Annotated in this window: 23 protein-coding genes; 13 read left to right on the top strand and 10 right to left on the bottom strand. The window is 49.8% G+C overall.

The window, feature by feature from the left end; genetic code table 11:
- Positions 1-73: 73 nt before the first annotated feature.
- Complete coding sequence (locus tag CRO03_RS02400) at positions 74-1297, bottom strand: MFS transporter (RefSeq protein ID WP_097109961.1); 1224 nt, start codon at positions 1295-1297, stop codon at positions 74-76.
- 132 nt (positions 1298-1429) lie between these two features.
- Here CRO03_RS02400 and CRO03_RS02395 point away from each other — a divergent pair, with 132 nt between their 5' ends.
- Together CRO03_RS02395 and CRO03_RS02390 are read left to right on the top strand one after the other, a co-directional pair.
- A complete protein-coding gene (locus CRO03_RS02395; RefSeq protein ID WP_170948915.1) occupies positions 1430-2422 on the top strand; it encodes an amidoligase family protein in 993 nt (330 codons plus the stop codon).
- Positions 2407-3090, top strand: coding sequence for a gamma-glutamyl-gamma-aminobutyrate hydrolase family protein (locus CRO03_RS02390; protein WP_097109959.1), 684 nt, complete (start codon positions 2407-2409; stop codon positions 3088-3090). Before CRO03_RS02395 ends, CRO03_RS02390 begins: the two co-directional genes overlap by 16 nt.
- Positions 3091-3108: 18 nt before the next feature.
- Here the strand turns inward: CRO03_RS02390 and rrtA are convergent, their stop codons facing one another.
- Positions 3109-3708 (bottom strand): rhombosortase, encoded by a 600-nt coding sequence (gene rrtA / locus CRO03_RS02385; RefSeq protein ID WP_097109958.1) that lies wholly within the window; start codon positions 3706-3708, stop codon positions 3109-3111.
- Between the two features lie 183 nt (positions 3709-3891).
- Between rrtA and ggt the strand changes: the two genes are divergently transcribed.
- Positions 3892-5658, top strand: a complete 1767-nt coding sequence (ggt, locus tag CRO03_RS02380) for a gamma-glutamyltransferase (protein ID WP_097109957.1) — start codon at positions 3892-3894, stop codon at positions 5656-5658.
- Between the two features lie 67 nt (positions 5659-5725).
- Positions 5726-6472 carry an enoyl-CoA hydratase-related protein gene (locus CRO03_RS02375; RefSeq protein WP_097109956.1) on the top strand — a complete coding sequence of 249 codons (747 nt, stop codon included), beginning with the start codon at positions 5726-5728 and terminating at the stop codon, positions 6470-6472.
- A 52-nt stretch (positions 6473-6524) separates the two neighbouring features.
- Here the strand turns inward: CRO03_RS02375 and CRO03_RS02370 are convergent, their stop codons facing one another.
- Positions 6525-6971, bottom strand: a complete 447-nt coding sequence (locus CRO03_RS02370) for a hypothetical protein (RefSeq protein WP_097109955.1) — start codon at positions 6969-6971, stop codon at positions 6525-6527.
- Between the two features lie 107 nt (positions 6972-7078).
- Complete coding sequence (gene cysK / locus CRO03_RS02365; RefSeq protein WP_097109954.1) at positions 7079-8053, bottom strand: cysteine synthase A; 975 nt, start codon at positions 8051-8053, stop codon at positions 7079-7081.
- 137 nt (positions 8054-8190) lie between these two features.
- On the opposite strand from cysK, the gene CRO03_RS02360 reads away from it, so the two are divergent.
- The 5 genes from CRO03_RS02360 (at position 8191) to CRO03_RS02340 (ending at position 14416) form a co-directional block, all read left to right on the top strand.
- Positions 8191-9036: an AAA family ATPase gene (locus CRO03_RS02360; RefSeq protein WP_097109953.1), complete on the top strand. Its 846-nt coding sequence runs from the start codon at positions 8191-8193 to the stop codon at positions 9034-9036.
- A 186-nt stretch (positions 9037-9222) separates the two neighbouring features.
- Positions 9223-10392: a vWA domain-containing protein gene (locus CRO03_RS02355; protein ID WP_097109952.1), complete on the top strand. Its 1170-nt coding sequence runs from the start codon at positions 9223-9225 to the stop codon at positions 10390-10392.
- Between the two features lie 59 nt (positions 10393-10451).
- The gene (locus CRO03_RS02350) at positions 10452-11516 is read left to right on the top strand and encodes a sulfite exporter TauE/SafE family protein (RefSeq protein ID WP_097109951.1); all 1065 of its coding nucleotides are present in this window, start codon (positions 10452-10454) and stop codon (positions 11514-11516) included.
- Positions 11517-11601: 85 nt separating this feature from the next.
- The gene (locus CRO03_RS02345) at positions 11602-12462 is read left to right on the top strand and encodes a bile acid:sodium symporter family protein (protein WP_097109950.1); all 861 of its coding nucleotides are present in this window, start codon (positions 11602-11604) and stop codon (positions 12460-12462) included.
- 49 nt (positions 12463-12511) lie between these two features.
- The gene (locus CRO03_RS02340; protein WP_097109949.1) at positions 12512-14416 is read left to right on the top strand and encodes an acetyl-CoA hydrolase/transferase C-terminal domain-containing protein; all 1905 of its coding nucleotides are present in this window, start codon (positions 12512-12514) and stop codon (positions 14414-14416) included.
- A gap of 79 nt (positions 14417-14495) precedes the next feature.
- Here CRO03_RS02340 and atcC read toward each other — a convergent pair whose 3' ends face one another.
- From atcC to asnB, 6 genes are all read right to left on the bottom strand, one after another.
- A complete protein-coding gene (atcC, locus tag CRO03_RS02335; protein WP_097109948.1) occupies positions 14496-15389 on the bottom strand; it encodes a cold adaptation protein AtcC in 894 nt (297 codons plus the stop codon).
- 24 nt (positions 15390-15413) lie between these two features.
- Positions 15414-16175, bottom strand: coding sequence for a cold adaptation protein AtcB (atcB, locus tag CRO03_RS02330; protein ID WP_097109947.1), 762 nt, complete (start codon positions 16173-16175; stop codon positions 15414-15416).
- Positions 16172-16768 (bottom strand): cold adaptation protein AtcA, encoded by a 597-nt coding sequence (gene atcA, locus CRO03_RS02325; RefSeq protein ID WP_097109946.1) that lies wholly within the window; start codon positions 16766-16768, stop codon positions 16172-16174. Before atcA ends, atcB begins: the two co-directional genes overlap by 4 nt.
- A gap of 78 nt (positions 16769-16846) precedes the next feature.
- Positions 16847-17128 carry a cold adaptation protein ActJcold adaptation protein ActJ gene (gene atcJ, locus CRO03_RS02320; RefSeq protein ID WP_097109945.1) on the bottom strand — a complete coding sequence of 94 codons (282 nt, stop codon included), beginning with the start codon at positions 17126-17128 and terminating at the stop codon, positions 16847-16849.
- A 105-nt stretch (positions 17129-17233) separates the two neighbouring features.
- Positions 17234-18415: a hypothetical protein gene (locus CRO03_RS02315; protein WP_097109944.1), complete on the bottom strand. Its 1182-nt coding sequence runs from the start codon at positions 18413-18415 to the stop codon at positions 17234-17236.
- Between the two features lie 169 nt (positions 18416-18584).
- Positions 18585-20249 (bottom strand): asparagine synthase B, encoded by a 1665-nt coding sequence (gene asnB, locus CRO03_RS02310; RefSeq protein WP_097109943.1) that lies wholly within the window; start codon positions 20247-20249, stop codon positions 18585-18587.
- Positions 20250-20545: 296 nt separating this feature from the next.
- Between asnB and CRO03_RS02305 the strand changes: the two genes are divergently transcribed.
- From CRO03_RS02305 to CRO03_RS02290, 4 genes are all read left to right on the top strand, one after another.
- Positions 20546-21382 carry a DUF3025 domain-containing protein gene (locus tag CRO03_RS02305; RefSeq protein WP_097109942.1) on the top strand — a complete coding sequence of 279 codons (837 nt, stop codon included), beginning with the start codon at positions 20546-20548 and terminating at the stop codon, positions 21380-21382.
- 65 nt (positions 21383-21447) lie between these two features.
- Positions 21448-22245: an ABC transporter ATP-binding protein gene (locus tag CRO03_RS02300; RefSeq protein WP_097109941.1), complete on the top strand. Its 798-nt coding sequence runs from the start codon at positions 21448-21450 to the stop codon at positions 22243-22245.
- A 1-nt stretch (position 22246) separates the two neighbouring features.
- Positions 22247-23449: an ABC transporter permease gene (locus tag CRO03_RS02295; protein WP_097109940.1), complete on the top strand. Its 1203-nt coding sequence runs from the start codon at positions 22247-22249 to the stop codon at positions 23447-23449.
- A 67-nt stretch (positions 23450-23516) separates the two neighbouring features.
- Positions 23517-23723 carry a bacterioferritin-associated ferredoxin gene (locus CRO03_RS02290; protein WP_097110369.1) on the top strand — a complete coding sequence of 69 codons (207 nt, stop codon included), beginning with the start codon at positions 23517-23519 and terminating at the stop codon, positions 23721-23723.
- The last annotated feature ends 140 nt before the right edge of the window (positions 23724-23863 follow it).

The following is a 23863-nucleotide window of genomic DNA, read 5'->3' as shown; positions in this document are numbered from 1 at the left end:
ACAATTACTGCTAGCTACTGCCCGAATAACATCACGCTAACGGGGTTGACGCTAAATTGCAATAAGCAAGGTGCTAATCATCATTCAGTGCGTTATTAATCATGGTTTGGGTTACCTGGGTGGGTGAGACAGCATTGGAGTGTGGCCGCTGGCTGGTGTGGCGCTGAAAGCAATAATGATAAAACGCCATTAACGCAACAATTGCCGGTAGCAGGCCTATAAAGTAAAAAAATACCGTACTGCCAAACTTATCCAGTAATAAGCCGGACAGTATCAAGCCACCGATAGCGCCTAAACCGTTGGCTCGGATTAACACGCTGCTGGCGGCTACCATTTGTCGTTTTGCCAGATGGTCGTTGGTATGGGCAATAGCCATTGAGTACAGTGGCAGGAACAGCGCGCCAAACAGATAACAGGCCAGATAAAGCTGCCAGCCACTGGCGGCGGTCAGCTGAGCCAGCCATATCGCCAGGATACTGGCGCCAAAACCACACACCGTCATAATCAGTTTGCGATCGAAGCGATCGGACAACTTACCCAACTGAAACTGCATACAAAGGCAGCCGAAAATAAATATCGCCATCAGGCTGGCGATATGCAGCAAGGACAAGCCTAACCGGGAGAAATAAACCGGGCCGAAACCAAACATCGACGCATAGCCAAACTGCAGAATAAAACAGCCGAGTACGCCTAATGGCACCATTTTCAGCAATTGGCGCACCGGCATTTTCTCAGCTTGCTGAAATGTCGGCGCCGGTGTTTTGGTAATAAGCAGTGGAATAACTGCAGCACTGATTAGCACCGATACCAGGGTGAACTGAATGAAATCCCGCGGATCGCCCACCGTAATCAGAAACTGGCCCAGACCAATGCCGCCGAACAACATCGAGACATAAAGTGACAGCAGGGTAGCGCGGTTCTGATTATCAGCCTTGTCGTTGACCCAGCTCTCGGCAATGACAAAAATGGCTGAAAAGCAAAAGCCTGATAATAGCCTTAAGAAAAACCAGGCATAAGTATTAACCCAGATAGCATGCAGCAGGATACTGATAGAGGCCATTGCTGCCAGTGCGGCGAAGGCGCGGATATGGCCCACCCGCATAATCATTTTCGGGGCCCGGATAGAGCCGAGTAAAAAACCAATAAAATAACCTGCCAGCATCAGGCCGATACTGACACTGGCAAAGCCTTCCAGTTCAGCCCGTAATGACAACAGGGTATTTTGCAGCCCGGTTGTCATGCCAACCATAGCAACCCCAAGGAATAGCGGCCAGCTTGAATGAAAAATGGTTTTCAAAACAATCCCTTTCTGACTAAGTACGCCGCAAGTTTAACCTAAACTGGCGATTATTGCTGCATCAAGTCGGTTAATTGACAAGCCCTGGCCGCTACCTTAGGCTGAGTTTAAAAAGTCGAGCCTGAGGTGTATTTGTCCAGTCAGTTACAGTTACAAGCGTTACCCTGGCAAAGCAGTTATGCCAATAAACCACGACGTTTTGGTATTGAAATAGAATTCAGTGGTCTGGAGCTCGCTGATGTCCAGCAATTGGTAGCGAGGCATTTAGCACTGACAACGAAGGCCAGCAGCCGTTATCGCTACAACCTGACGGGTGATCCGGCCGGAGACTGGCTGATTGAGTTGGATTTTCAGCTGTTGACTAAGATGGGTGAACAGAAAATTGACACCGATTCAGTTAAAGATAACCTGCAGGCGTCACTGGAAACGCTGCTGGCAGCGGTAGCCAAACCTTTAGTGCCGCTGGAGCTGGTGAGTCCACCACTGCCTTTTTCCCGCTTAAATGACGTGACTGAACTGATAACGTTGCTGCATAAAGCCGGGGCCAAAGGCTCATCTGAGTCGCTACGTTATGCGTTTGGATTACAGCTTAATCCGGAAATCCCGTCTGCTGAAGTAACAATTTTGTTGAGGATCATTCAGGCATTTGTTTGTCTGCAGGACTGGTTACGCCAGCGCGAGCATATTGATGTCGTCCGCAGCCTGACGTCCTATATCGAGCCCTATGCAAAGGCTTATCAGCAAAAAATTACTGAAGATAATTATCAGCCGGCATTGAGCGAGCTGATAGATGATTACCTTGAATTTAACCCCAGCCGCAACCGGGCCCTGGATTGTTTACCGTTGTTTCTGCATTTAGATGAGCAAAGAGTCAGAGCGGTAACGGATGATAAGTTAATTAAAGCGCGGCCGACATTTCATTACCGTCTGCCCAGTTGCGAGATCCATCGCAAAGACTGGAGTCTGCAACATGCCTGGGATGGCTGGGCTGAAGTTGAATTACTTGCAGCTGATCCTGCACGCCTGGCGCGCTGTATGGCAGCATACCAGCGCCATCTTACAAACCTCAGCAGTACTACTGCCTCCTGGATAACAAAGGTGGAACAGCAGTGGCTAAACCGGTAATAGCGATAACCGGGCCTGAGCGGGGCGCGTTCGGGCCCCGGCTGCTGGTGGCTGTTGCCGTACGCTGGTACGGTGCTAAGCCACTACAAATAAGACCTTCAGATAAGATTGATACCAAAATATTTGATGGGGTAGTCATAACCGGCGGCCATGATGTTGATCCCGTGCTGTATGCTGCCAAATCAGAAGTGCACCCTAAATATGACCCGGCGCGTGATGAACTGGAAATGACAGTGATTAACAAGGCGGAGGCAGAGGCGTTGCCGCTATTGGGCATTTGTCGTGGTGCGCAACTACTAAACGTCAGCCGCGGTGGCAGCTTATTTCAGCAATTAACAGAGCAGCGGCAACTTACATCAAAACGCTGGACTGTGCTGCCATTAAAAACTTTATGTCTTACTGAACCAGATTCCAGATTACAGACCATTTTGCAGACCCCGAAAGCCCGGATAAACAGCTTACATAATCAGGCAATAGACAGATTAGGTAAAGGACTGCGGGTGGTTGGTCGTGATCTGGACAATATTGTCCAGGCAGTGGAAGACCCGGATCGGGATTTTGTGCTTGGGGTGCAATGGCATCCGGAGTTTTTAATTTTCATCCGGCGCCAACGTCATTTATTTAAAGCGCTGGTTGAGAGGGCTCGGCAGCGACAGGCCCGGGATTAGCGGGCGCCTGGTATCCGATCATGCCAGAGGATGTTTCTGCAACCTGGCTTTAGCCGTTACTATTGCAAATAACAATGCGCCACTTATTACGCCATAAAGATGGGCGTCAATCGCCACTGTGGCACTGATTAACTGGCCCAGCTCGGCGTCGGGCCCCTGGTATTGCTCGTAGCCAATTTTGGCCAGAATGCCCAGCGTAAGCAAAACACCCCCGGTTTTACCGGTTTGTATATCCAGCAGCGCCCCGAAAAAGAGTAAAGCATGCAACACCCCGGATAACCCGACATAGCGCTGAATATCAGGCTGCAACCAGTACATCAGGCTGCTGATGAATACCGCGCTGAACAGCAACTGCCATATCAGCGCCATCTTGCGCTGATAGCTGGCGTGCAGCAACATAATTACCAGCAAACCTCCGCCATTTAACAGCAGATGGTAAAAGTTTGAGTGCAGTAAATGACCGCTGATCAAACGCCAGAGCTCGCCGTTTGCCAGCTCAGACCTTTGAAAGGCCAAAAGTTGTTGCACTGCTGCTGGCAACATAAATATCAGTACTGCCAGCAGCAGTAAGATGGCAAAAGGTATGTAACTGCGTATAGAACTATATAAAGTCTGCATAACGGCCTGGTTATGATCCTGATTAAATCTGCAAAACAGCAGTTAAAAGTACCGTTATCCCAAACTAATTTGCTGGCGATATCAAGCGGTATTTCGTTTAACAACAGGATAAGCCGTTAAACACGCTTGATCTGGTTGACGCTTCTGGTTAGGGTGTAAAGCTGCATGTGAAGAGAGCACGATATGAAGCTGTTTTATCTGTTATTAATCAATTTTAGTTTGTTGCTCAGCATTCAGACTGCAGTTGCCAGCGCGCTGCCACAACAGAGCGTGCCACAACAGGAGATCCGTGAGCCTGAAGCAACTACAGGTTTAACCGAGCAGCAACTGGTTCGCAGCAAGCAGGCCATGGTCGCCGCGGCGCACCCTTTGGCGGTAGCAGCAGGTCAGAAAATTCTGGCCAAGGGCGGCAGTGCGGTTGATGCGGCTATCGCCACCCAACTTATGCTGGGCCTGGTAGAACCGCAAAGTTCCGGCATTGGTGGCGGCGCTTTTATCTTGCATTGGCATAAAGCAAGTCAGCGTCTGACTAGTTTTGATGGCCGTGAAAAAGCCCCGGCCTTGGCCGATGGCGAACTGTTCAGTGACAAGGGTAAACAACTGGACTGGCGCGAAGCCTACGTTGGCGGAAAATCAGTTGGCGTGCCAGGTGTATTAAAAGCGTTGGCAATGGCGCATCAGCAATATGGCCGCTTGCCGTGGCCGGCACTGTTTGATGATGCTATTACCGCTGCCGAGCAGGGCTTTCAGGTTACCCCCCGGATGGCAAAACATCTGAAGATGGGCTGGAATCAGGGGGTTAAAACCCTGGCGCCGGCAAAAGACTATTTTTATCCTGATGGCCAGGCGTTGGCCTCAGGCAAGACCATCACTAATCCGCAGTACGGCAAATTACTCAGAGCCATTGCCAAAGAAGGCGTTGTCGCTTTTTATCAGGGCGAGAACGCTGAAGCATTGGTAAAAACTGTACGCAGCGCGGCAACTAACCCCGGGCTGTTATCGCTGGAGGACCTGCGCAACTATCAGGCGGTTGAACGGGAAGTTTTGTGTCAGCCTTACCGGCAGTATCAGGTCTGCGGTATGGCACCACCGAGCTCGGGTGGTATTGCGGTGTTGCAGATATTGGGAATATTGTCAGAATTTGATCTGGCCAAACTGCAACCTGGTTCTGCAGAGGCAGTGCATCTGCTCAGTCAGGCGGCCCGGCTGGCGTTTGCCGATCGGGAGCGTTTCCTGGCGGATGCAGATTATAGCCCGGTCCCGGTTGCGGGATTGCTGGACCCCGCCTATTTGGCAAGTCGGGCAAAACTGATTGATCCACAACGGAACCTGACAGTGGCTGCTGCCGGACTGCCGGACGGCGCCGAGTCACTGGCAGACGCTGCAGCGATAGAGTTTGAAAATACCAGTCACTTATCAGTGGTAGATCAGTACGGTAATGCAGTCAGTATGACGACCAGTATTGAGAATGTGTTTGGTTCTGGCCTGATGGTGAACGGTTATTTGCTGAATAACCAGCTTACCGATTTTAGTCTACGCGCAGAAGTTAACGGCAAACTGGTCGCCAACCGGGTAGAAGGAGGAAAGCGTCCCCGTAGTTCAATGGCACCGATGATGGTATTTGACCAGGACAATAACCTGAAGCTTCTGACGGGCTCACCAGGCGGCAGCAGGATTATTAATTATGTGGCACAAAACCTGGTAGCGGTGCTGGACTGGCAGTTAAACCTGGAGCAGGCGATTAATTTACCACGTTTCACTCACCGCAATGATTATCTGGCGTTAGAGGCGGGCACACCATTGGCTGAATTAGCGCCACGGCTTGAAGCCATGGGCTACCAGGTGCGGCTGCAGGATCTGAATTCTGGCATTCATGCGATTGCAGTAAAAGCTGAGGGGCTGGAAGGTGTCGCTGATCCACGGCGTGAAGGCACCGCTGCCGGTCATTAATAAATTGTGGCCACTAGTTAATATGAGAGTCAGTTAATAAGAGAGCCAGTTAATAAGAGAGCATCCAATGACTGTAAATATCACGCAAAGCCAGGCAGGCGTATTGACGCTCAGCCTGCAGCGGCCGGATAAGAAGAATGCGCTGAGTCTGGCTATGTATAAGCAGCTGACGGAAGCGCTGCAGCAGGCAGAGCGGGATCCGGCGGTGAAAGTTGTTGTGCTGCAAGGGTCTGACAGCTGTTTTTCCAGCGGTAATGACTTGCAGGACTTTCTGTCTTCCGGCGAACTGAATGCCCATCATCCGACCGTTGCATTTTTATATCAGCTTAATGCTTTTACTAAACCTATAGTGGCTGCGGTCGCCGGTTTAGCCATAGGGATTGGTACCACGGCTTTGTTACATTGTGATTTAGTTTATGCTGCACCAGGTTGTCGGTTTCAGATGCCGTTCAGTCAGTTAGGCTTATGTCCCGAGGCTGCCTCGAGTTTATTACTGCCGCAGCTGGTGGGTTACCAACGCGCTGCCCAGTACTTGCTGCTGGGAGAGGCTTTTGACACTGACAAGGCCGAGGCGATGGGACTGGTTAATCAGCAGGTAGCCAGTGATAAGCTACTTGATTTTGTTGCAGATAAAGCACATGCGCTGGCGAAACTGCCGGCAGAGGCTGTGCAACACAGTAAGGCTTTACTTCGCGGGAAAATAAAACGCAAAGCCGATAAAGTTATTGCGACTGAGCTTGAGGTTTTTGGTGAGCTACTGAAAAGTGATGCTTGTCAGCAGCAGCTAAAAGGCTTCTTCGCCCCAAAAAAATAGAGAAAATAAAGAAAAAAAGTCAGAATAGGCAACGTTAACTGCCACTGGCTCGCTAGTAGGTGGCGGTGCTGCTAAATGGGTCGACTTTTACTTCAGTGACCAGCCATTTACCACTTTTTTTAACCATACTGACCGTGCGTAAATTATCAACCTGCTTGCCATCATGTTCGCCACTGAACACCAGGGTAACGTCGGCATCGTCATCATATTGCTGACGCAGGTTCTGGCCGCTGCGGTTTACTTCAATAGTGACATGATCATAGGACATATTCATTAAGGTTCTGGCCACCTGACGCGGTGTCACGTAAGCATCTAGTAGCGCAGCAAACTCTTCGGTGCTGAGGCTTTTGGCTTTATCCAAATCTTTTTCGTTATACAGGGCATGAAAAAACTCGGTGGCAATATGCTCTGGGGTTCCCCAATGCGCATTACTTTTCGGTTTTTCACTACAAGCGCCAAGCAATAACATGCTAAATATTAACGACCCCAGCAGTTTCATCAGCAGCCACCTTTTGTAACAAGTCAGGCAAGCAGTGTGGAAGTTTTTTTGACAACTGTAAAGGAAAAAGGCCGCAAATTGCGGCCTCAATAGCAAGATGAATAAGCTTAGGGTTGCAGTTCCTGCTCAGTAAAAATGTTAGCAAACAATGGGCTGGATAAATAACGCTCTGCCGCACTGGCCAGAATAACCACAATATTTTTACCGGCATTTTCCGGCTTGGCTGCCTGGCGCTGCGCCGCAACTAAGGCAGCGCCTGACGAAATACCCGCCAGAATACCTTCTTCGCGCATTAAGCGGTGGGTGGCGGCGATGGCATCGTCACTGCTGACAGTTTCCACTTCATCTATCAGGTCTAAATCAAGGTTGCCCGGAATAAAACCGGCACCAATACCCTGAATTTTATGCGGGCCAGGCTTTAATTCTTCGCCTGCTTTGGCCTGACTGATCACCGGTGACTCGACTGGTTCAACTGCGACACTGTGTAACGGCAGGTTTTTAACCTGTTTCAGGTAGCGGCTGACACCGGTAATGGTGCCGCCCGTGCCGACACCGGCGATAAAAATATCTACTTTACCGTCTAAATCATTAAAAATTTCCGGGCCGGTGGTATCGACGTGAATTTGCGGGTTAGCCGGGTTTTCAAATTGTTGCAACAATACATAGCGGTTTGGATCAGATGCCAGAATTTCATGGGCTTTTTCAATAGCGCCTTTCATGCCTTTCGGGCCTTCAGTCAGCACCAGGTTAGCGCCCAGGGCTTTTAACAGCTTGCGCCGCTCCAGGCTCATGGTGGCAGGCATGGTAAGGGTCAGCTTATAACCGCGGCTGGCCGCAACAAACGCCAGGGCAATGCCAGTGTTGCCTGAGGTCGGTTCGATAATTTCTTTCTCGGTGGTTAACACACCACGTTTCTCAGCATCCCAGATTAATGCGGCACCTAACCGGCACTTAACACTGAAACTTGGGTTGCGCGATTCAATTTTAGCGTAGACATTGGCACCGCCAGGGACAGTCCGGTTTAATTTGACCAGAGGGGTGCGGCCGATAGACAATGAGTGGTCTGCAAATACGTTTGCCATAAAAAGCTCCAATTACAAAGAATTTGGTTATAAGAATACGCCAGCAGCATAAAAGGTGAAGTAGCGTTTGGCTATAACTTATATCATTTCAATTATGCGTAAAATATAGCCTGAATTTTAGCCCTGAGAGGATCAAGATGGCCTTTGAAAGTACAAACAATTATATCGTGTCAACCGAACTTTCGCTGGCTGTTAATGCCGCGGTAACCCTGGAGAAGCCGTTACTGATTAAAGGCGAGCCTGGCACCGGTAAAACCCGGTTAGCCGAGGAACTGGCGCAAAGTCTGGATACCGAACTTATCCAGTGGCATATTAAGTCTACCACTAAGGCGCAACATGGCCTGTATGAATATGATGCAGTGTCGCGGCTGCGTGACAGTCAGCTGGGCAGCGATAAGGTGCAGGATATCAGTAATTATATTCGTCCCGGCAAATTGTGGCAGGCTTTTACCGCTGCTAAACGCCCGGTGCTGCTGATAGACGAGATAGACAAGGCCGACATTGAGTTCCCGAACGACTTGCTGCACGAGCTGGACCAGATGGCGTTTTACGTGCACGAAACCGGTGAGCAAATTCGCGCTACTGACCGGCCAATAGTGATTATTACCTCTAACAACGAAAAAGAGCTGCCTGACGCTTTTTTGCGCCGCTGTTTTTTCCATTACATCCGTTTTCCGGATGCCGATACCTTGCGGGCTATTGTTGCGGTGCATTACCCGGATATTCAAAAGCAGTTACTAAGCACCGCGCTGGAAATATTCTTTGAACTGCGCGAGTTGCCGGGTTTAAAGAAAAAGCCATCAACCTCCGAGTTGTTAGACTGGCTCAAGCTATTGTTGGCCGAAGATATTCCGGCAGAAGTATTAACTGACAAACAGCAAAAAGGCGGTTTAATGCCAATGTTTGGTGCTTTGCTTAAGAACGAACAGGATGTGGCACTGGTCGAAAAGCTGGCGTTTTTGGCGAAAAGGCAGGGGCGTTAAGGATGTTTGCATCATCTGTTTTGTTCGCCGGGATCGACCGCAATACTGACGCTAGCGAAGGACCAGAACCTTGTTTCGGTCGGCGCAGAGTGTCTGAGTGAGGGCGCAAGCCCGAGCGAGTTGCTGCGACGAGCCGGGGCAAGTGTTGTGGGCCGCAGCGATTCGATTACACCAGGACCATAAGCAATGCTAATTGATTTCTTTTTTACCCTGCGCAAATACGGCTTAAAAACCAGTATTACCGAGCTGCTGGATTTAATAAATGCGCTGAAGCAGCAAGTGATCTTTGCCGACACTGAAGCCTTTTATCAGCTGGCCAGATTATGCCTGGTAAAAGATGAAACTCAGTATGATAAATTCGACCGCGCCTTTGCTGACTATTTTGAGGGCGTGGCCGAGGTGGATATCGCCGCCAGTATTCCGCCCGAGTGGCTGGTACCCGAGGTGCTGCGCAAGCTAAGCGATGAAGATAAAGCCAAACTGCAGGCACTGGGTGGGCTGGATAAATTACTGGAAACCCTGCGTGAGCGCTTAAAAGAGCAGCAAAAAAAGCACGCTGGTGGTAACAAGTGGATTGGCACTGGCGGCACCTCACCTTTTGGTGCTTATGGCTATAACCCGGAAGGCGTGCGGATTGGCCAACAGAGCAGTGGCGCCAGACGGGCGGTAAAAGTATGGGATAAGCGCGAATTTAAAGACTTAGATACCGACAGTGAGCTAAATAACCGCAGTATTAAACTGGCGTTAAAGCAACTGCGTAAATTCGCACGCAGCGGTGCGGAAACTGAGCTGGATTTGCACGGCACCATTCAGGCCACGTCTGAACAGGCCGGCTGGCTGGATTTACGCTTTATCCGTGAACGGCACAATGCCATTAAGCTGCTGGTATTTTTTGATGTCGGCGGTTCAATGGACGACCATATCGAGCAGTGCCAGAAGCTGTTTGCGGCGGTAAAAACTGAGTTTAAGCATCTGCAGTTTTTCTACTTTCATAACTGCGTGTATGAAGGAGTGTGGCGCGATAACAAACGTCGCTATACCGAACAGCTAAAGGTAGACGATATTATTCATACTTATGGCAGCGACTATAAGCTGATATTTGTCGGCGATGCCACTATGGGCCCGTACGAAATTGAATACCCGGGTGGCAGTGTCGAGCACTTTAACGAGTTACCGGGTAAAGTCTGGTTGCAGAGGCTACTCAGTCAGTATCCGAAAGCGGTCTGGCTCAACCCGCAACCAGAGCAGTGGTGGAGCCATTATTATTCTATCGACATGATTAACCAGTTAATGGCAAAACGAATGTATCCGTTAACCCTGGACGGGCTGAGCAGGGCAATAAAAACCTTGCTCTGAACGAACTGGTATTAAGAGCATTGATACAAACAATAAACTAATGACTAAGGACATCCAGCATGAACACACCCTTGCCAGCCAAGCCAGTATTAAAGCAAAAGTTATGGATTTGGTTGCTTTGGCTGGCCGGTTTTTATGCGGTTTGGCTGTTTTTAGTGGCCGGCCTCGGGTATTGGTCTACAGCGGTAGCGCATTGGCCAATGGCGGTAGCGATGGCGATTGGTAGCTATGCTGCCGGCTCTACGCCCATGGGCGGTGGTACGGTTGGCTTTCCGGTGCTGGTGCTGCTGTTCGAGCTGCCGGCCAGTCTTGGCCGGGATTTCAGTTTCGCTATTCAATCTGTCGGTATGACCAGTGCCGCTATTTTTATTCTGGCAAGGCGTCAGCCCCTGGCCTGGGCCACGCTTAAAGGCGCGATGCTGGGGGCCTTGCTCGGCACACCGCTGGGTATTTTCTTTATTGCCCCTTTTATTCCGGAGCTGTGGATTAAGCTGCTATTTGCTGTGGTATGGGCCAGCTTCGGGTTGCTGCATTTATTCCGCTTAAACGAAATTGCCGGTCACTCTGGTATTACCGATTTTGATGAGCACTGGGATTTTAAACTGGGGTTGTGGATTGGTGCGTTGGCGGGTGCTACCGTAGCCGCTGTAACAGGCGTCGGTATTGATATGGTGTTGTATACCGCGCTGGTGCTGCTATGCCGCGCCGATTTAAAAATTGCTATTCCTACCTCGGTGGTGATTATGGCCTTTACCTCGGTACTGGGTGTACTGGTTAAAACCGTTTCAGGTCAGGGCCTGGCGCCAGGCGTATTTGAAAACTGGCTGGCTGCGGCGCCGGTGGTGGCAATAGGCGCGCCGCTGGGAGTATTTATTGTTGCTAAAATTGGTCGGAAGCCGACGCTGTTAGTCGTTGCAACGCTATGTGTCGGCCAGTTTATCTGGACCTTGTACTCGGAGCAGCAGCGTCTGGGGATGATCGGTATGTTACTGGCTCTGCTTGCGGTGACTGGCTGTCTGGCCGGGTTTGAGTTGTTGCGCCGTTGGGGCGCTACTCTGGTGGGGGAGAAAACCGCCAAAGCCGAAGCAAAAGCTCAGGCAAAAGCATTGGCAGAGCAAGGCTAACTCAACACTCAAAATTCAAAACTCGTTTGCTGACAGCCAGCATGGATTAGGTTAACGTAATCTTTTTAGTAAAACAGGAACGCAGATGTTTAATAGCCTGACCCAGATTGGTTTGCCACTGGCGCTGATCCTGATTATGACTGGCGTCGGCATGAGCCTGCGCCCAGCTGACTTTTCCCGGGTATTCGCTGCGCCCAAAGGGTTTTTGCTCGGTGCAGCGGCGCAGTTATTGCTGTTACCCGTTACTGCCATTGCGGTGATTGCGCTTTTTGGCCTGCAGGCTGAGCTGGCAATAGGCTTGTTTATTTTAGCGCTGTGTCCGGGTGGCACTACCTCGAATTTATACAGCTATTTAAGTAAAGCGGACGTCGGCTTATCGGTATCGTTAACGGCAGTGGTGGGGTTTATTACCCCTTTTACTATACCGTTGCTGGCGGCCTGGGCCATTGGCTATTACGGGGGGGCTGAGTCGAACCTGCAGTTGCCGGTAATGCAAACCTGGTTAACGCTGATGATTGTCAGCGTGTTGCCGGTGTTGGTGGGCATGCTACTGCGCGCAAAATGGCCGGTTTTTGCCAAAGCAGCAGAGCCGGTTATCAGTAAATTCTCGATTATTGTCCTGTTGCTGCTGATCATCAGCATTTCAGTCGATTTGGGCGATGATTTATGGCGCTTTATTGCCAAAGCCGGGCCGGCAGCGCTGACGCTTAACCTGGTGACCATGCTATTTGGTTATTTGCTGGGGAAATACTTGTTACAGCAGGAGCGTCAGGCCAGAACCATATGCCTCGAGGTCGGTCTGCAAAATGGTACGCTGGCACTGTTAATTACCACCGGCATATTACAAAGTTCTGCCATGTCGATAGCGCCCAGCGTTTACAGCCTGCTGATGTTTGGCAGCGCCTCGTTGTTCGCACTATGGGCCCGGCGCTCTAGAGTAAGTTAGAACAGTGAGTTAAAACGGATATTGTGCGCACGGAGATAAAGTTAACCCAATGAATGATAATGATTATAACGATATCGTTGACCAGGTCTTAGCGCAAATTGGTAAGCATGTGGTTCTTGGCTTACCCCTGGGGTTAGGTAAACCTAACCGCTTAGTTAATGCTTTTTACAATCGCGCCTGCCAGGACAGTGGCATCCGGCTGGATATCTTCACCGCGCTGTCGCTTAATCCGCCGCAGCCGGGCAGCGAACTGGAAGCGCGTTTTCTGGCGCCTTTTCTTAAACGCCATTTTGGTCAAGATTATCCGCGGCTCGCTTATGCCGATGCGCTGGCTGCCCAGCAGCTACCTGCCAATATCAGCGTTACTGAATTTTATTTTCAGTCAGGCAGCATGCTCGGTAATGCTGCTGCCCAGCGCCACTACGTATCAAGTAACTACACCCATGTTGCGAGGGATCTGGCAGATAGGGGAGTTAATCTGATTTTACAATTGGTCGCACGGCGGCAAACCGGGTCAGGCTGGGAATACAGTCTTAGCTGCAATCCGGATGTCACGCTGGATTTGGTGGAAGAACTTCGCCATCGGCCTGACAAAAAGTGCCTGTTGCTGGCACAGGTACACCCGGACCTGCCATTTATGGCCGGCGATGCGGTGGTTAGTGAGGCTTTTTTTGATCAGATTATCAACCGTGATCCTGAGCAAAGGCTGTTTGCGCTGCCCCGTGGCCCCGTTTCAACCCAGGATTATTGTGTGGGCATGAACGCCAGCGCGCTGGTGGCCGACGGCGGTACCTTGCAGCTTGGCATTGGCTCGCTCAGCGATGCGCTGGTGCACAGTTTAGTGCAACGGCAACAACAGAACGAAACCTATCGCAGTTATTTCAGCCGGGCCTTGCCCGGTCAATCGCTGATTGCCGCTATTGGTGGCCATGATAGCTTCGACACCGGGCTGTATGGTGCCAGTGAAATGTTTCTCGATGGTTTTATGCACCTGTATCAGGCCGGGATCCTGAAGCGGGAAGTATTCGACGATGAGAGCCTGCAAACGTTGGCCAATGCCGGGCAGATAGATGAACACACTAATCTCGAAGGCCGCGGCGCCTTGTTAGACGCCGCATTTTTTCTGGGCTCAGACGATTTTTACCACTGGTTACGGCAATTAAACGAGCAGGAGCGGCCGCGTTTTCGGATGAGTTCAGTTGGCCGGATCAATCAGCTGTATGGTGTTAATCCCACCCTGGAGAAATTACAACGGCAAAAAGCCCGCTTTATTAACACCTGCATGATGGTGAGTTTAACCGGCGCTGCCACTTCCGATGCCCTGAAAGATCATCAGCTGGTGTCTGGGGTGGGAGGCCAATACAACTTCGTTGCCATGGCCCATGCTATGCGCGATGGCCGCTCAATCCTGATGCTGCGAAGCACCCGGCAAAGTGCCGGTAAAATCACAGCCAGTATCGTCTGGGAATATCCGCACTGCACTATACCGCGCCATCTGCGGGATATAGTGGTTACGGAATATGGTATTGCTGATTTACGCGGGGCGACGGACGAGGAATGTATTAAAGCCCTTATTTGCATTTCCGATAGTCGTTTTCAGCAACAACTGAGAAGCAGGGCGGTAACAGCCGGCAAACTGGATCCAGGCTGGACCATTCCAGCAGTCGCAGCGGCAAATTCACCCGCCAACCTCGAGTTACGCCTTCAGGCGCTGCGAGCGGGGGGCCTGCTACCTGATTACCCTTTTGGCAGCGATTTTACGTCTGTCGAACAACAACTTGTGGCCGCTTTGCAGCGCCTGAAGCGACTGAAACATTCGAAATTGCAGGCCCTTAGCGCGCTTGTCCGCGGTGGCCCTGCCGCGCCAGAAGCATTGGCTCGTATGGGGTTAACCGCAACACGCCGGCCACGGCAATGGCTTTATGCCCGGCTGCTACGTTGGGCCCTGAGGTGAAAGCCTGAGCCAGGCTACGATCTGACAGGCAGCAGTTATGGCCGCCATGACAAAAGTGAGCCTACAGTTCCAGATACTGTTATAACTCAAGGTATTGGGGCCAGCCCAGTAACGGATTGGTTAAACCTTGCTTACCTTCAAAGCTGTCTAGCTTCTCTGGTGAGGCGTCCTGCTTGGCCAGTGTTTGATAATCTTTGGCAAACTGTAAGGTGCGTAGCAGCGCCGGCACAAAATGCTGGCCTAAGTCATGCCGGATTGCTTCGGCGTTAGCCGCCGGTAATTCGGCCAGAGTGGCTTCAGTTTGCAGGGTAAAGAAGGTTTCGTTAAACCAATGTGGTTGCAGGTTAATCTGGCAAAGCCGCTTTTTTAAATCTTGCCGTACTTTGTCGCCGCCGGTCAGGGCGCGGTAAAATACTACCTCGGCTAATACTTCTTCCAAGCTGAAATGCTCGAACTCATCAAAGTGGCTGCGGGCATAAAACTGTTGCTGTAACAGCTGCATTGACTGGCTGCGCCGGTGCTCGGTTAATGCCTGCTGATAATGTTGCCAGCCAGGCCAGTCTTCTGCATCCGGCGGGCTCGACAATTGCTGTAACAGCTGCTCGTCTACCTCGCCATACAGCGATTTAGTACCATTTTGCCGGCTAACGGTGCTTAACATGCTCCAGCCTTTCTGAAATGGCTTTACCAGGCCTTCCGGCGCCAGTAATAAGGCCAGTGCACGTTGCGGGTCTTTATCTGCCAGTTCCAGCAAGCCGAGGCTGACCACGCCGATCACATCATAAGCTGCTTGCTCCAGCAGATGCATTTTATATTTGTTATAAAATTTATCGGCAAATTTCAGGCTCATCAGCACGGCTTTGCCTTTAATTTGCTGCAACTGGGCTGCGCTTAACTGCTCTGCAGCAAGGGCATTATTGATAACCTGGCTCAAAAAGGGGCCGGTGCTTCCATCACGAACCATTAACTGCATGGGGCTTATCCTTTAACTACCGGGTTAATCGAGAAAACTGAACATGTCGTCTACTTCGGCAAATTCATCCGTTGCCTGGTTTTTCTCTTTCGCCTGCATTACCAGCTCGGTGGCAAACTTATTGATAATGCCTTCCCAACCAGAGTTTTCGTTGCGGATCAGGGCTTTGATGGCCTGTTCCACAGCAGGAGCCAGCTGGCGGATAAGTGCCAGTAAACTGCGCGGGTCGTCAATGCCAAGGCCATGGGCATCTTCATTCATCTGCCGCTCGGTATAACGCACAGCCTCTTCCAGGTCTTCTTCTTCATCATGCAACATATCGTGCAGGCCATCATCATCGCTAACCGCTTCAGCGCGATACAACTCAATAAACGGAATTGATAAATAAAACAGCCCGGCCGGATCGTCAGCAACGCATTCCAGAATTTCAGCTTGTTTTTCCTCACTTTCCTGCGTGCGGATAAGATAGGTTAAAAAGTCGAAGGTGTGTTGCTGCAACTCTTCGGCATTATTTTTAATTTTTTCTTCCCAGTACAAAGGCTGCTGGCAAACAATGTCGCGAATGCGCTCCGGGCTCATCAGCTCAGAGATAATGGATGGAAAGGATATATCGTGCTGGCTGTTCATCTGCGTCAGGGTAACGATGTCAATATTTTCAATCACTTCAACCAGTTGCTCATCGCTCATGGTATTCGCTATCAGCTCAAACTTTTTGCTGGCTTGTTTGGGCTCAATTACCGCCAGCTCTTTAATTTCGGCAACCGCAATTTCAATTAAATTTGTCATTCAGGTTTCTCTCTGTTAAAGCGAATGTCGTCATACTGATTGTCATAGCCGGGCTCGTCAGACCCATCATCGTGATCATTATCACTGTCATAATCGTCGCTGCCATAGCTGTCATTGCCTGCATTGAAATCATCATCTGACTGCTCGTCCGCGTCGCCGTCAGCAGTTGCCGCGCCCTGGTCTGGTTTACTTTTGCTAATGCTGTCGCCATGCTCCATTAAAAACAGCACCGCGCAGCTTTCAATCAGCAGGGGCTCAGAGAAAGCGCGAATCGCTTTTACTAGTTCAATATCGGCATTGTTAAAGGCGGCAGAGGTTTTAAACTCATCCCAGTCTGGCGCCGTGCCGGTGCTGAGCCAATGCTGCCATTTGGCTTTGGCGGCGGGCACAAATTTAACCCGGCCATATAAGGCAACCGGCAGATACTCCGGCAATGACTCCAGCAACTGCGGATCACGCAACAGGACGGCTTTCATTTTGGCCGTGTATTGCTCCAGCGCTTTCGGGGTTTCCGGATCCAGGTAAGATTCAATATTTTCTCTGGCATCAGTTTGCAGAGCGCGAATACGGTTCAAATTCAGTTTTGCAGCCATAAGAGGGTGACGACCTTATCCTGATTGTATAGGGTTAATTAAAAGTATTAATAAAATCTGGCAATAATAGCAAGCTGCTCAGTAGTACTGGTCCCATAATTCCTGCATGGCGGCAGCGGGATCAGTAACAATGACGTTGTTAAAGTCTTTAATAAAAGCTGACTTTTGCTTCGGATCTGCCAGTACATCGTAAGCCTGCTTTACCCGTTGCAACTGAATGGCCGCCTGCTCTTTCTCCTCATCACTCAGCCCCAGCAATTTATCAGGATGATAGCGGTTAGCCAGGCGCTTATAGGCTTTTTTAATATCTTCATCGCTGGCGTTGGTTTTAACTCCAAGCACCCGAAAGTGGTTAATCATAGGTGATCCTGCAGCACGGTTATCAAGGCTAAATCGTCAGCTGCCGTCATCTTGCAGCTTTGGCGGCGGCTGGTGCTTAATAATAGCAGAAGGCGGCGGGGCTACCTAGCGCTGCTTACTGGCATTTGCTGATGGCTGGATAAACCAGCGCGGATCGGTATTCAGCTGAAACAGCAGCGGTGAAAACTGTTTAAATTTAACCGCATTGGCCGGACACTGGATATTTTTAGGATACTGACTTTGCCACGGATCATTGACCAGATAAAGCTGATTCGCCGCTACCGCCACACCTTCTATCGAGGTATTGCGCAATTTTTCATAAACCGGGCAATTGTCACTGGCCTCAGTATTCGTCGGTTTAGCAACATGGGGCGGCACAGTGGTGGGTGCATAAAAATGTAGTTGCTGCACAAAAGGTGGCTGGCGCTGACTGATATCAATTACCCATAACTGGTCATCATTACGTGCCGCTGCAACCAGGTAACCCGGATGGCTGTTATCCGGGTGAGGCAGATAATCCAGGCCATTAATCGGATGGTTATTGGCATCCGGCACCGGCAGCTTAAACCCGGTGTCTGCCACCCTGACAAAGTCTTCTGAGGACCAGAATTCTGCAGAGTAGGGCGTGACAAAAATCATCGGTGCGTTGGCCTGGTTCTTCTCCAGTGCCAGATATAGATTACTATCGTTGTCAAACGCCAGGCCTTCAATACCGTCATTGCTGAAATTGCCTACTTTGGCCCGGGCAGGAAATTGCACCGGGCGCACTGCGACAATTTCTGCCTGAGTCAGCGCTTGGTCAGTTTTTATTTTTACCAGTAGGGTCGGGTAGGATGTTGAGTGAGTGTCGGCATAACGCCTGGCACACTCAGGACTGAGCTTGTAGCCAGAAGAGTCTTCCGTTACGGTGACCAGGGTGGTGTCGTCCTGGCGGTCCCAGGTCAGCGATTCCCAGTCCGGGTAGTCAGTTAACAGGTCAGCAAAACAGTTCTGCAGCAGCTGGCTGGCTATGGTGATCTTAACCGGTGGCGCAGTCAGTTGGCCGGTTTGCGGGTTAATTCTCAGCAATATATTGCGCATTGGCAGCGCCGCGCTGTTATCGCCAAGATGAATAAGCTCACCATGGCGTAGAGTTAAACCCGAGCTTTGCGGGTCAATCAGGTTCTGGCCACTTTGATCGGTCAGCCACTGGCCGCCGATATGCAATTCAGTGGCGCTGGTTGGCAGAAGGGCTCCTGATGCCAGTAAGGTCAGGCTACCGGCTACAATATTACGTAAAAAATGCATTTGTCAGTCCCTGGCAATAATCTGCGGCGCCTGTTTGCAGTGCGGCCGCGATAACCCGTTAAGTTGCTCATCTTTACCGGTTATTGTGCCAGTTAATTGCAACGACGCCTATACAGCTTACTGAAATAAAAAAGGCCGCACTAAGGCGGCCTGAATCGTGACTTGCGGTTTAGTAGCCTTGCGAGTGCACGTCACGCACTGCACGGCCAGACGGGTCGGTCATTTCCGCCATTTTTGCATCCCACGCCAATGCCTCCGGGGTAGAGCAGGCAACCGATTTTCCGCCCGGTACACAGCTGATTGCACCAGCATGGGGGAAGTGCTCTTCAAATATTACCCGGTAGTAATAGGCTTCTTTACTGTCCGGGGTATTGACCGGGAAGCGGAAGCTGGCGGTAGCCATTTGTTGATCACTGACTTCTTTGGCAGCATGCGCTTTTAAGCTGTCAATCCAGTTGTAGCCGACACCATCAGAGAATTGCTCTTTCTGCCGCCACAGTATTTCATCTGGCAGTAAGCCATCAAATGCCTGGCGCAGAATATGCTTTTCCATTTTGCCGCCACCGCACATTTTGGCCTGCGGGTTTAAGCGCATGGCAACGTCCATAAATTCCTTGTCAAGAAACGGTACCCGGGCTTCAATACCCCAGGCTGACATCGCTTTGTTCGCCCGGTTACAGTCGAACATATGCAGACGGTCGAGTTTGCGTAAGGTTTCTTCGTGAAACTCGCGGGCGTTGGGCGCTTTATGAAAATACAAATAGCCGCCGAATAATTCGTCAGAGCCTTCACCCGACAATACCATTTTAATACCCATGGCTTTAATTTTGCGGGCCATCAGGTACATCGGGGTAGACGCCCGGATGGTGGTGACATCATAGGTTTCCAGGAAGTAGATGACATCACGCAGCGCATCCAGCGCTTCCTGCACGGTAAAATGCACGGTGTGATGCACAGTACCGATGGCATCGGCCACTTTCTGAGCGGCAACTAAATCCGGTGAGCCAGGCAAGCCGACTGCAAATGAGTGCAGGCGCGGCCACCAGGCTTCAGACTGATCATTATCTTCCACCCGGCGTTTGGCATATTGCTGGGCAATGGCTGAAATAAGCGAGGAATCCAGACCACCAGACAATAATACGCCATAGGGCACGTCTGACATCAGGTGGGTTTTGACACTATGCTCCAGCGCGGCTTTTAACTCTGTTTCACTGGCCGGGTTGTCTTTTACTGCGTCAAAGCTTTGCCAGTCGCGCTTATAATAGCTGCGAAGCTCACCAATTTTGCTGTCAAAGTAGTGGCCCGGCGGGAACTCTTTAATCTGTTTACATACCGGTACCAGTGCTTTTAATTCTGAGGCGACAAATAACTGGCCGTTTTCATCATAACCGTAATAGAGCGGGATGATGCCGATATGATCCCGCGCTATCAGATAGCGGCTTTGCTCAGCGTCATACAGAATAAAGGCAAACATACCGTGTAACTGATCGATAAAGTCGGCGCCATGTTCTAAATATAATGGCAGGATCACTTCACAATCTGACTTGGTTTTGAATGGGTAGGGCGTAGCAAGCTCTTTTTCGAGTTGCTTATGATTGTAGATCTCGCCATTCACTGCCAGAATGTGATTTCGATTATCATTAATAAGAGGTTGGGCTCCATTTTCAGTATCTACAATAGCCAGACGCTCGTGCACCAGAATGGCATTGTCGTCATTCCAAATGCCTGACCAGTCAGGACCGCGATGACGTAATAACTTAGATAACTGCAGCGCCTGCTGGCGCAACGCTTTAACATCAGTACTGATGTCAAGCACCCCAAATATCGAACACATGATAACCTCTATTAATTAATTTCGAATAAACACATTTTTACCCAATGGATTTCGAGATGCACGTAGGCGGCAAGGTAATTTATCCCCTTGAGCTTAGCTGTCCTAAGTGATAGGGGTAAACTGGCGCAGCCAACACCCGTGCAAATTGAAAGACGAAGGGTAATTTTGGCAGTATGTACGTCTAAACGTACCCCTTGAATGTGCCATGCCACGGCAAAAATGCAAGCGCTTTTTCACGCTTTTGATAAGTAATTAAGGTTGAGAGTTTTCAGCTGCAGCAACAGAAAACACTGATTATGCAAAAAAATGATCTAAAAACCCGTTTTAGTCCACCCCCTGGCTGGGACAGCACGCTGTTAGCCGCGAGCAGTATATTTGCTGATCTCTGTCAGCGTATCGACCTTAGCCAGCAACACCACTGGCCGGATGTTGCCAGGTTGAATCAATGGGCCGGTAATTCGCCTTTTCGTTTTGTGGCTGACGACGCGCTGGCGACGGATGGCCGCTACTATGAAGAATATATTTATGCAACTAACAATGTTCCTACCCGTAAAGATAACTGGCATGACTTTTTTGGTGCCTTAATCTGGTGTTTGTTTCCTAAGACCAAAGCTTTGCTTAATCAATTACATATGTCTGAAATTAGTCAGCATGGTTTGAAGCAACGTAGTAAGCTGCGTAACAGGCTGACCTTATTTGATGAGTGTGGGGTGGTAATTTGCCTTGAGCCAGAAGCCGCGCACCATGCCGACTTGTTACGAACACACCAGTGGCAGCAAAGCTTTGTTGACAGGCGTGCTGACTGGTGGCAGAGCATCAGGCCGGTAATATTTGGCCATGCAATGTATGAAATGGCCACTGCACCTTTTCTGGGATTAACCGCCAAGTGTCTGTTTATCGACGTGCCAGCTGGGTTCTGCCACTGGTCTTTAACAGATGCTTACAGTTTTCTTGACCAAAAAATGTCGCAACAAATTGCTAACGGCGGGTTACTTCTTGATAATCAACAACTGACCCCGTTGCCACTGCTTGGGGTGCCAGGCTGGTGGGATGATAATCGCCGGGCAGAGTTTTACCTGAATACGGCGTATTTCCGGGCGCTAAACACAAAAAACATAAATACAAAAAAATAAACACAAAAAATATAAGAGCAAGTAAATCAAAAGCGAAAAAAACAAGCAACGATTAGGAAGCTTACATGATTGAAATAAAAGGGTTAGCCAAAGCATTTGCAATAAGCAAAGGCAATAAATTATCAGATACTGAAAAGCAGGATGTGCGCTACAGCGAAAAATCATTTCATTCAGTACGGGATGTCAGTTTTCAGTGCGGTGCCGGTGAAGTGCTGGGGTTGCTGGGGCCAAATGGTGCCGGTAAAACTACTACCTTGCGGATGTTATCTACCGCATTAAAGCAAGACAGTGGTTCGGTATTTATCAATGATATCGATGTGTTACAAAAGCCTATTCAGGCCCGCAAGGAAATTGGCTTTTTATCTGCTGATACCGGACTGTATGGCAAACTAACCGCCTTTGAAAATGTCGCTTATTTTGCCCGGCTACACGGCATGAAAGAAACGGCGATAAAAAGCCGGATTGACGAGCTTTTTAGCATGCTGGATATGCATAATTTTGCCAACCGGCGGGTAGATACCATGTCTACCGGTATGAAGCAGAAAACCGCTATTGCCCGGGCCGTTGTGCATTCCCCTAAAGTGGTTATTCTGGACGAGCCAACCACCGGTCTGGATATTATGACAGTGCAAACGGTACTGGATTTTATAAAATCGTTAAAAGCGCAGGGCACGCCGGTGATTTTTTCTACCCATCATCTGGATGAGATCGGCGCTTTGTGTGATCGGGTTGTGGTAATAGATAAAGGCTTAAGCAGCTTTTCCGGCAGCCTTGAAGAGTTCAAGCAGCTGACACCAGATGGCGATCTACGTCAGGCCTTTTTAGCCGTTATTGCTAATCAACCACAGCAGGGAGCAGCCTAATATGTGGCAGGTATATTTTAAAGAATTAACCGAGCTTTTACGTGATAAGAAAACCCTTATCTTTGTTATTTTACTGCCAATTCTTATTTTTCCGGTACTGTTCGGCATTGTCGGCCTGGTAATGGCTACGACCACCAGTAAAGCGATGGAAGAGCAACACCGTTACGTTATTGTTAACGAGCAGCAAGCCCCGGAGTTTGCCGAAGCGCTGTTTTACCATAAAAACTTTAAAAAAGTTGAAACAGCATTAACCAGTGAACAGGAACTGATTGCGGCAATTCGCAATGAAGAGTTTGATGTTGCATTAGTTATCCCGGCTGACTTCGCCAGCCGCAAAGCCGCCGTGCAACAGACGGAATGGCAGTTAATTTATAACCGCTCGTCGCAACTGGACTTTATGTACAACTATTTCGACGAAATGCTGAAAACCTATACCGAGGAGTTGCAGCGCGATACGCTGAGTCAGTTAGGTGTTGACCCGACTAATTTGACCGCAATATTGAAACCGGTTGAGCTTACCCGGGTAAATACGGCAGAGCAGCGGGAGAATATTGGCGAGAGCATGGGGGCAATACTGGCTTATGCGTTAGTGCTGCTGTGCCTGAGTGGCGCTATGTATCCCGCGGTAGATATGGGCGCGGGGGAAAAAGAACGTGGCACCCTGGAAACCTTACTGATTTGCCCGGTTAGCCGCACCGCTATCGTGTTAGGTAAGTTTTTAACGGTATTAACTACTGCACTGATGACGGCACTGATAACGGTGGTCAGTCTTGGCGTCTGGGGCGCTATTATTAGTGCTTTTGCTGACTTGTCCAAGGTTTCTGAGGCGTTGGCCAGCATCACTGTCATTGATTTGATGCTGATGTTTTCATTATTGCTGCCAACGGCGGCCATTTTTGCGGCATTGTTACTGGCTATTTCTATCTACGCCCGTACCTTTAAAGAAGCGCAGAACTACATGAGCCCGCTGACTATACTGGTGATAGTACCGCTAATGATTGCTATGGCACCGGGGATGGAGCTGGATGTGACCACAGCATTGATCCCGCTGACAAATATTGCGCTGGCAATTAAAGAGCTGCTGAAAGGCACTGCAGACTATGGCTTACTGGCACTGATTTTTGCGTCAACTACGGCGCTGGCCGCTGCGCTGATTGCGTTTTGTGTCCATTGGTTTCAGCAGGAAAAAGTCCTGTTTCGCTAAAATGGTATTGATAACAATTCGTAGTTAGATTAATATGGCGCTGTTTTTGATAGTTAAAGGCAGCGCCATGTACGTATGTTTATGCAAAGCAGTGTCAGATAAAGCCATAAAGCAACATATTGCCAAGGGTGCCTGTACCATGCGTGAACTGAAAGCCGGCCTCGGTGTTGGCAGTCAATGTGGTAAGTGCGTCTGCCAGGCCAGTGCTATTTTGCATAACGAACTGGTCAAGCAACCCCGTGATATCAATGATCTGGCAAAGCCCGCTGCCTGATTACACCTCTGTCGACAACGTAAACCTACCATTGATTAACCCGCCATTGATTAACCTGCCCGCTGATACAGTCAATTAAATACTTGTTGCGCGATTGCGTGCTGTTTTCTGCTGCGTAACACCATTTTAGTCACGCCATA

This window comes from Arsukibacterium tuosuense, assembly GCF_900215315.1.
Classification (GTDB): Bacteria; Pseudomonadota; Gammaproteobacteria; order Enterobacterales; family Alteromonadaceae; genus Alishewanella; species Alishewanella tuosuense.
Note: the sequence above shows the minus strand (reverse complement) of the source record. Positions and strands in the feature narration are given on the sequence as shown.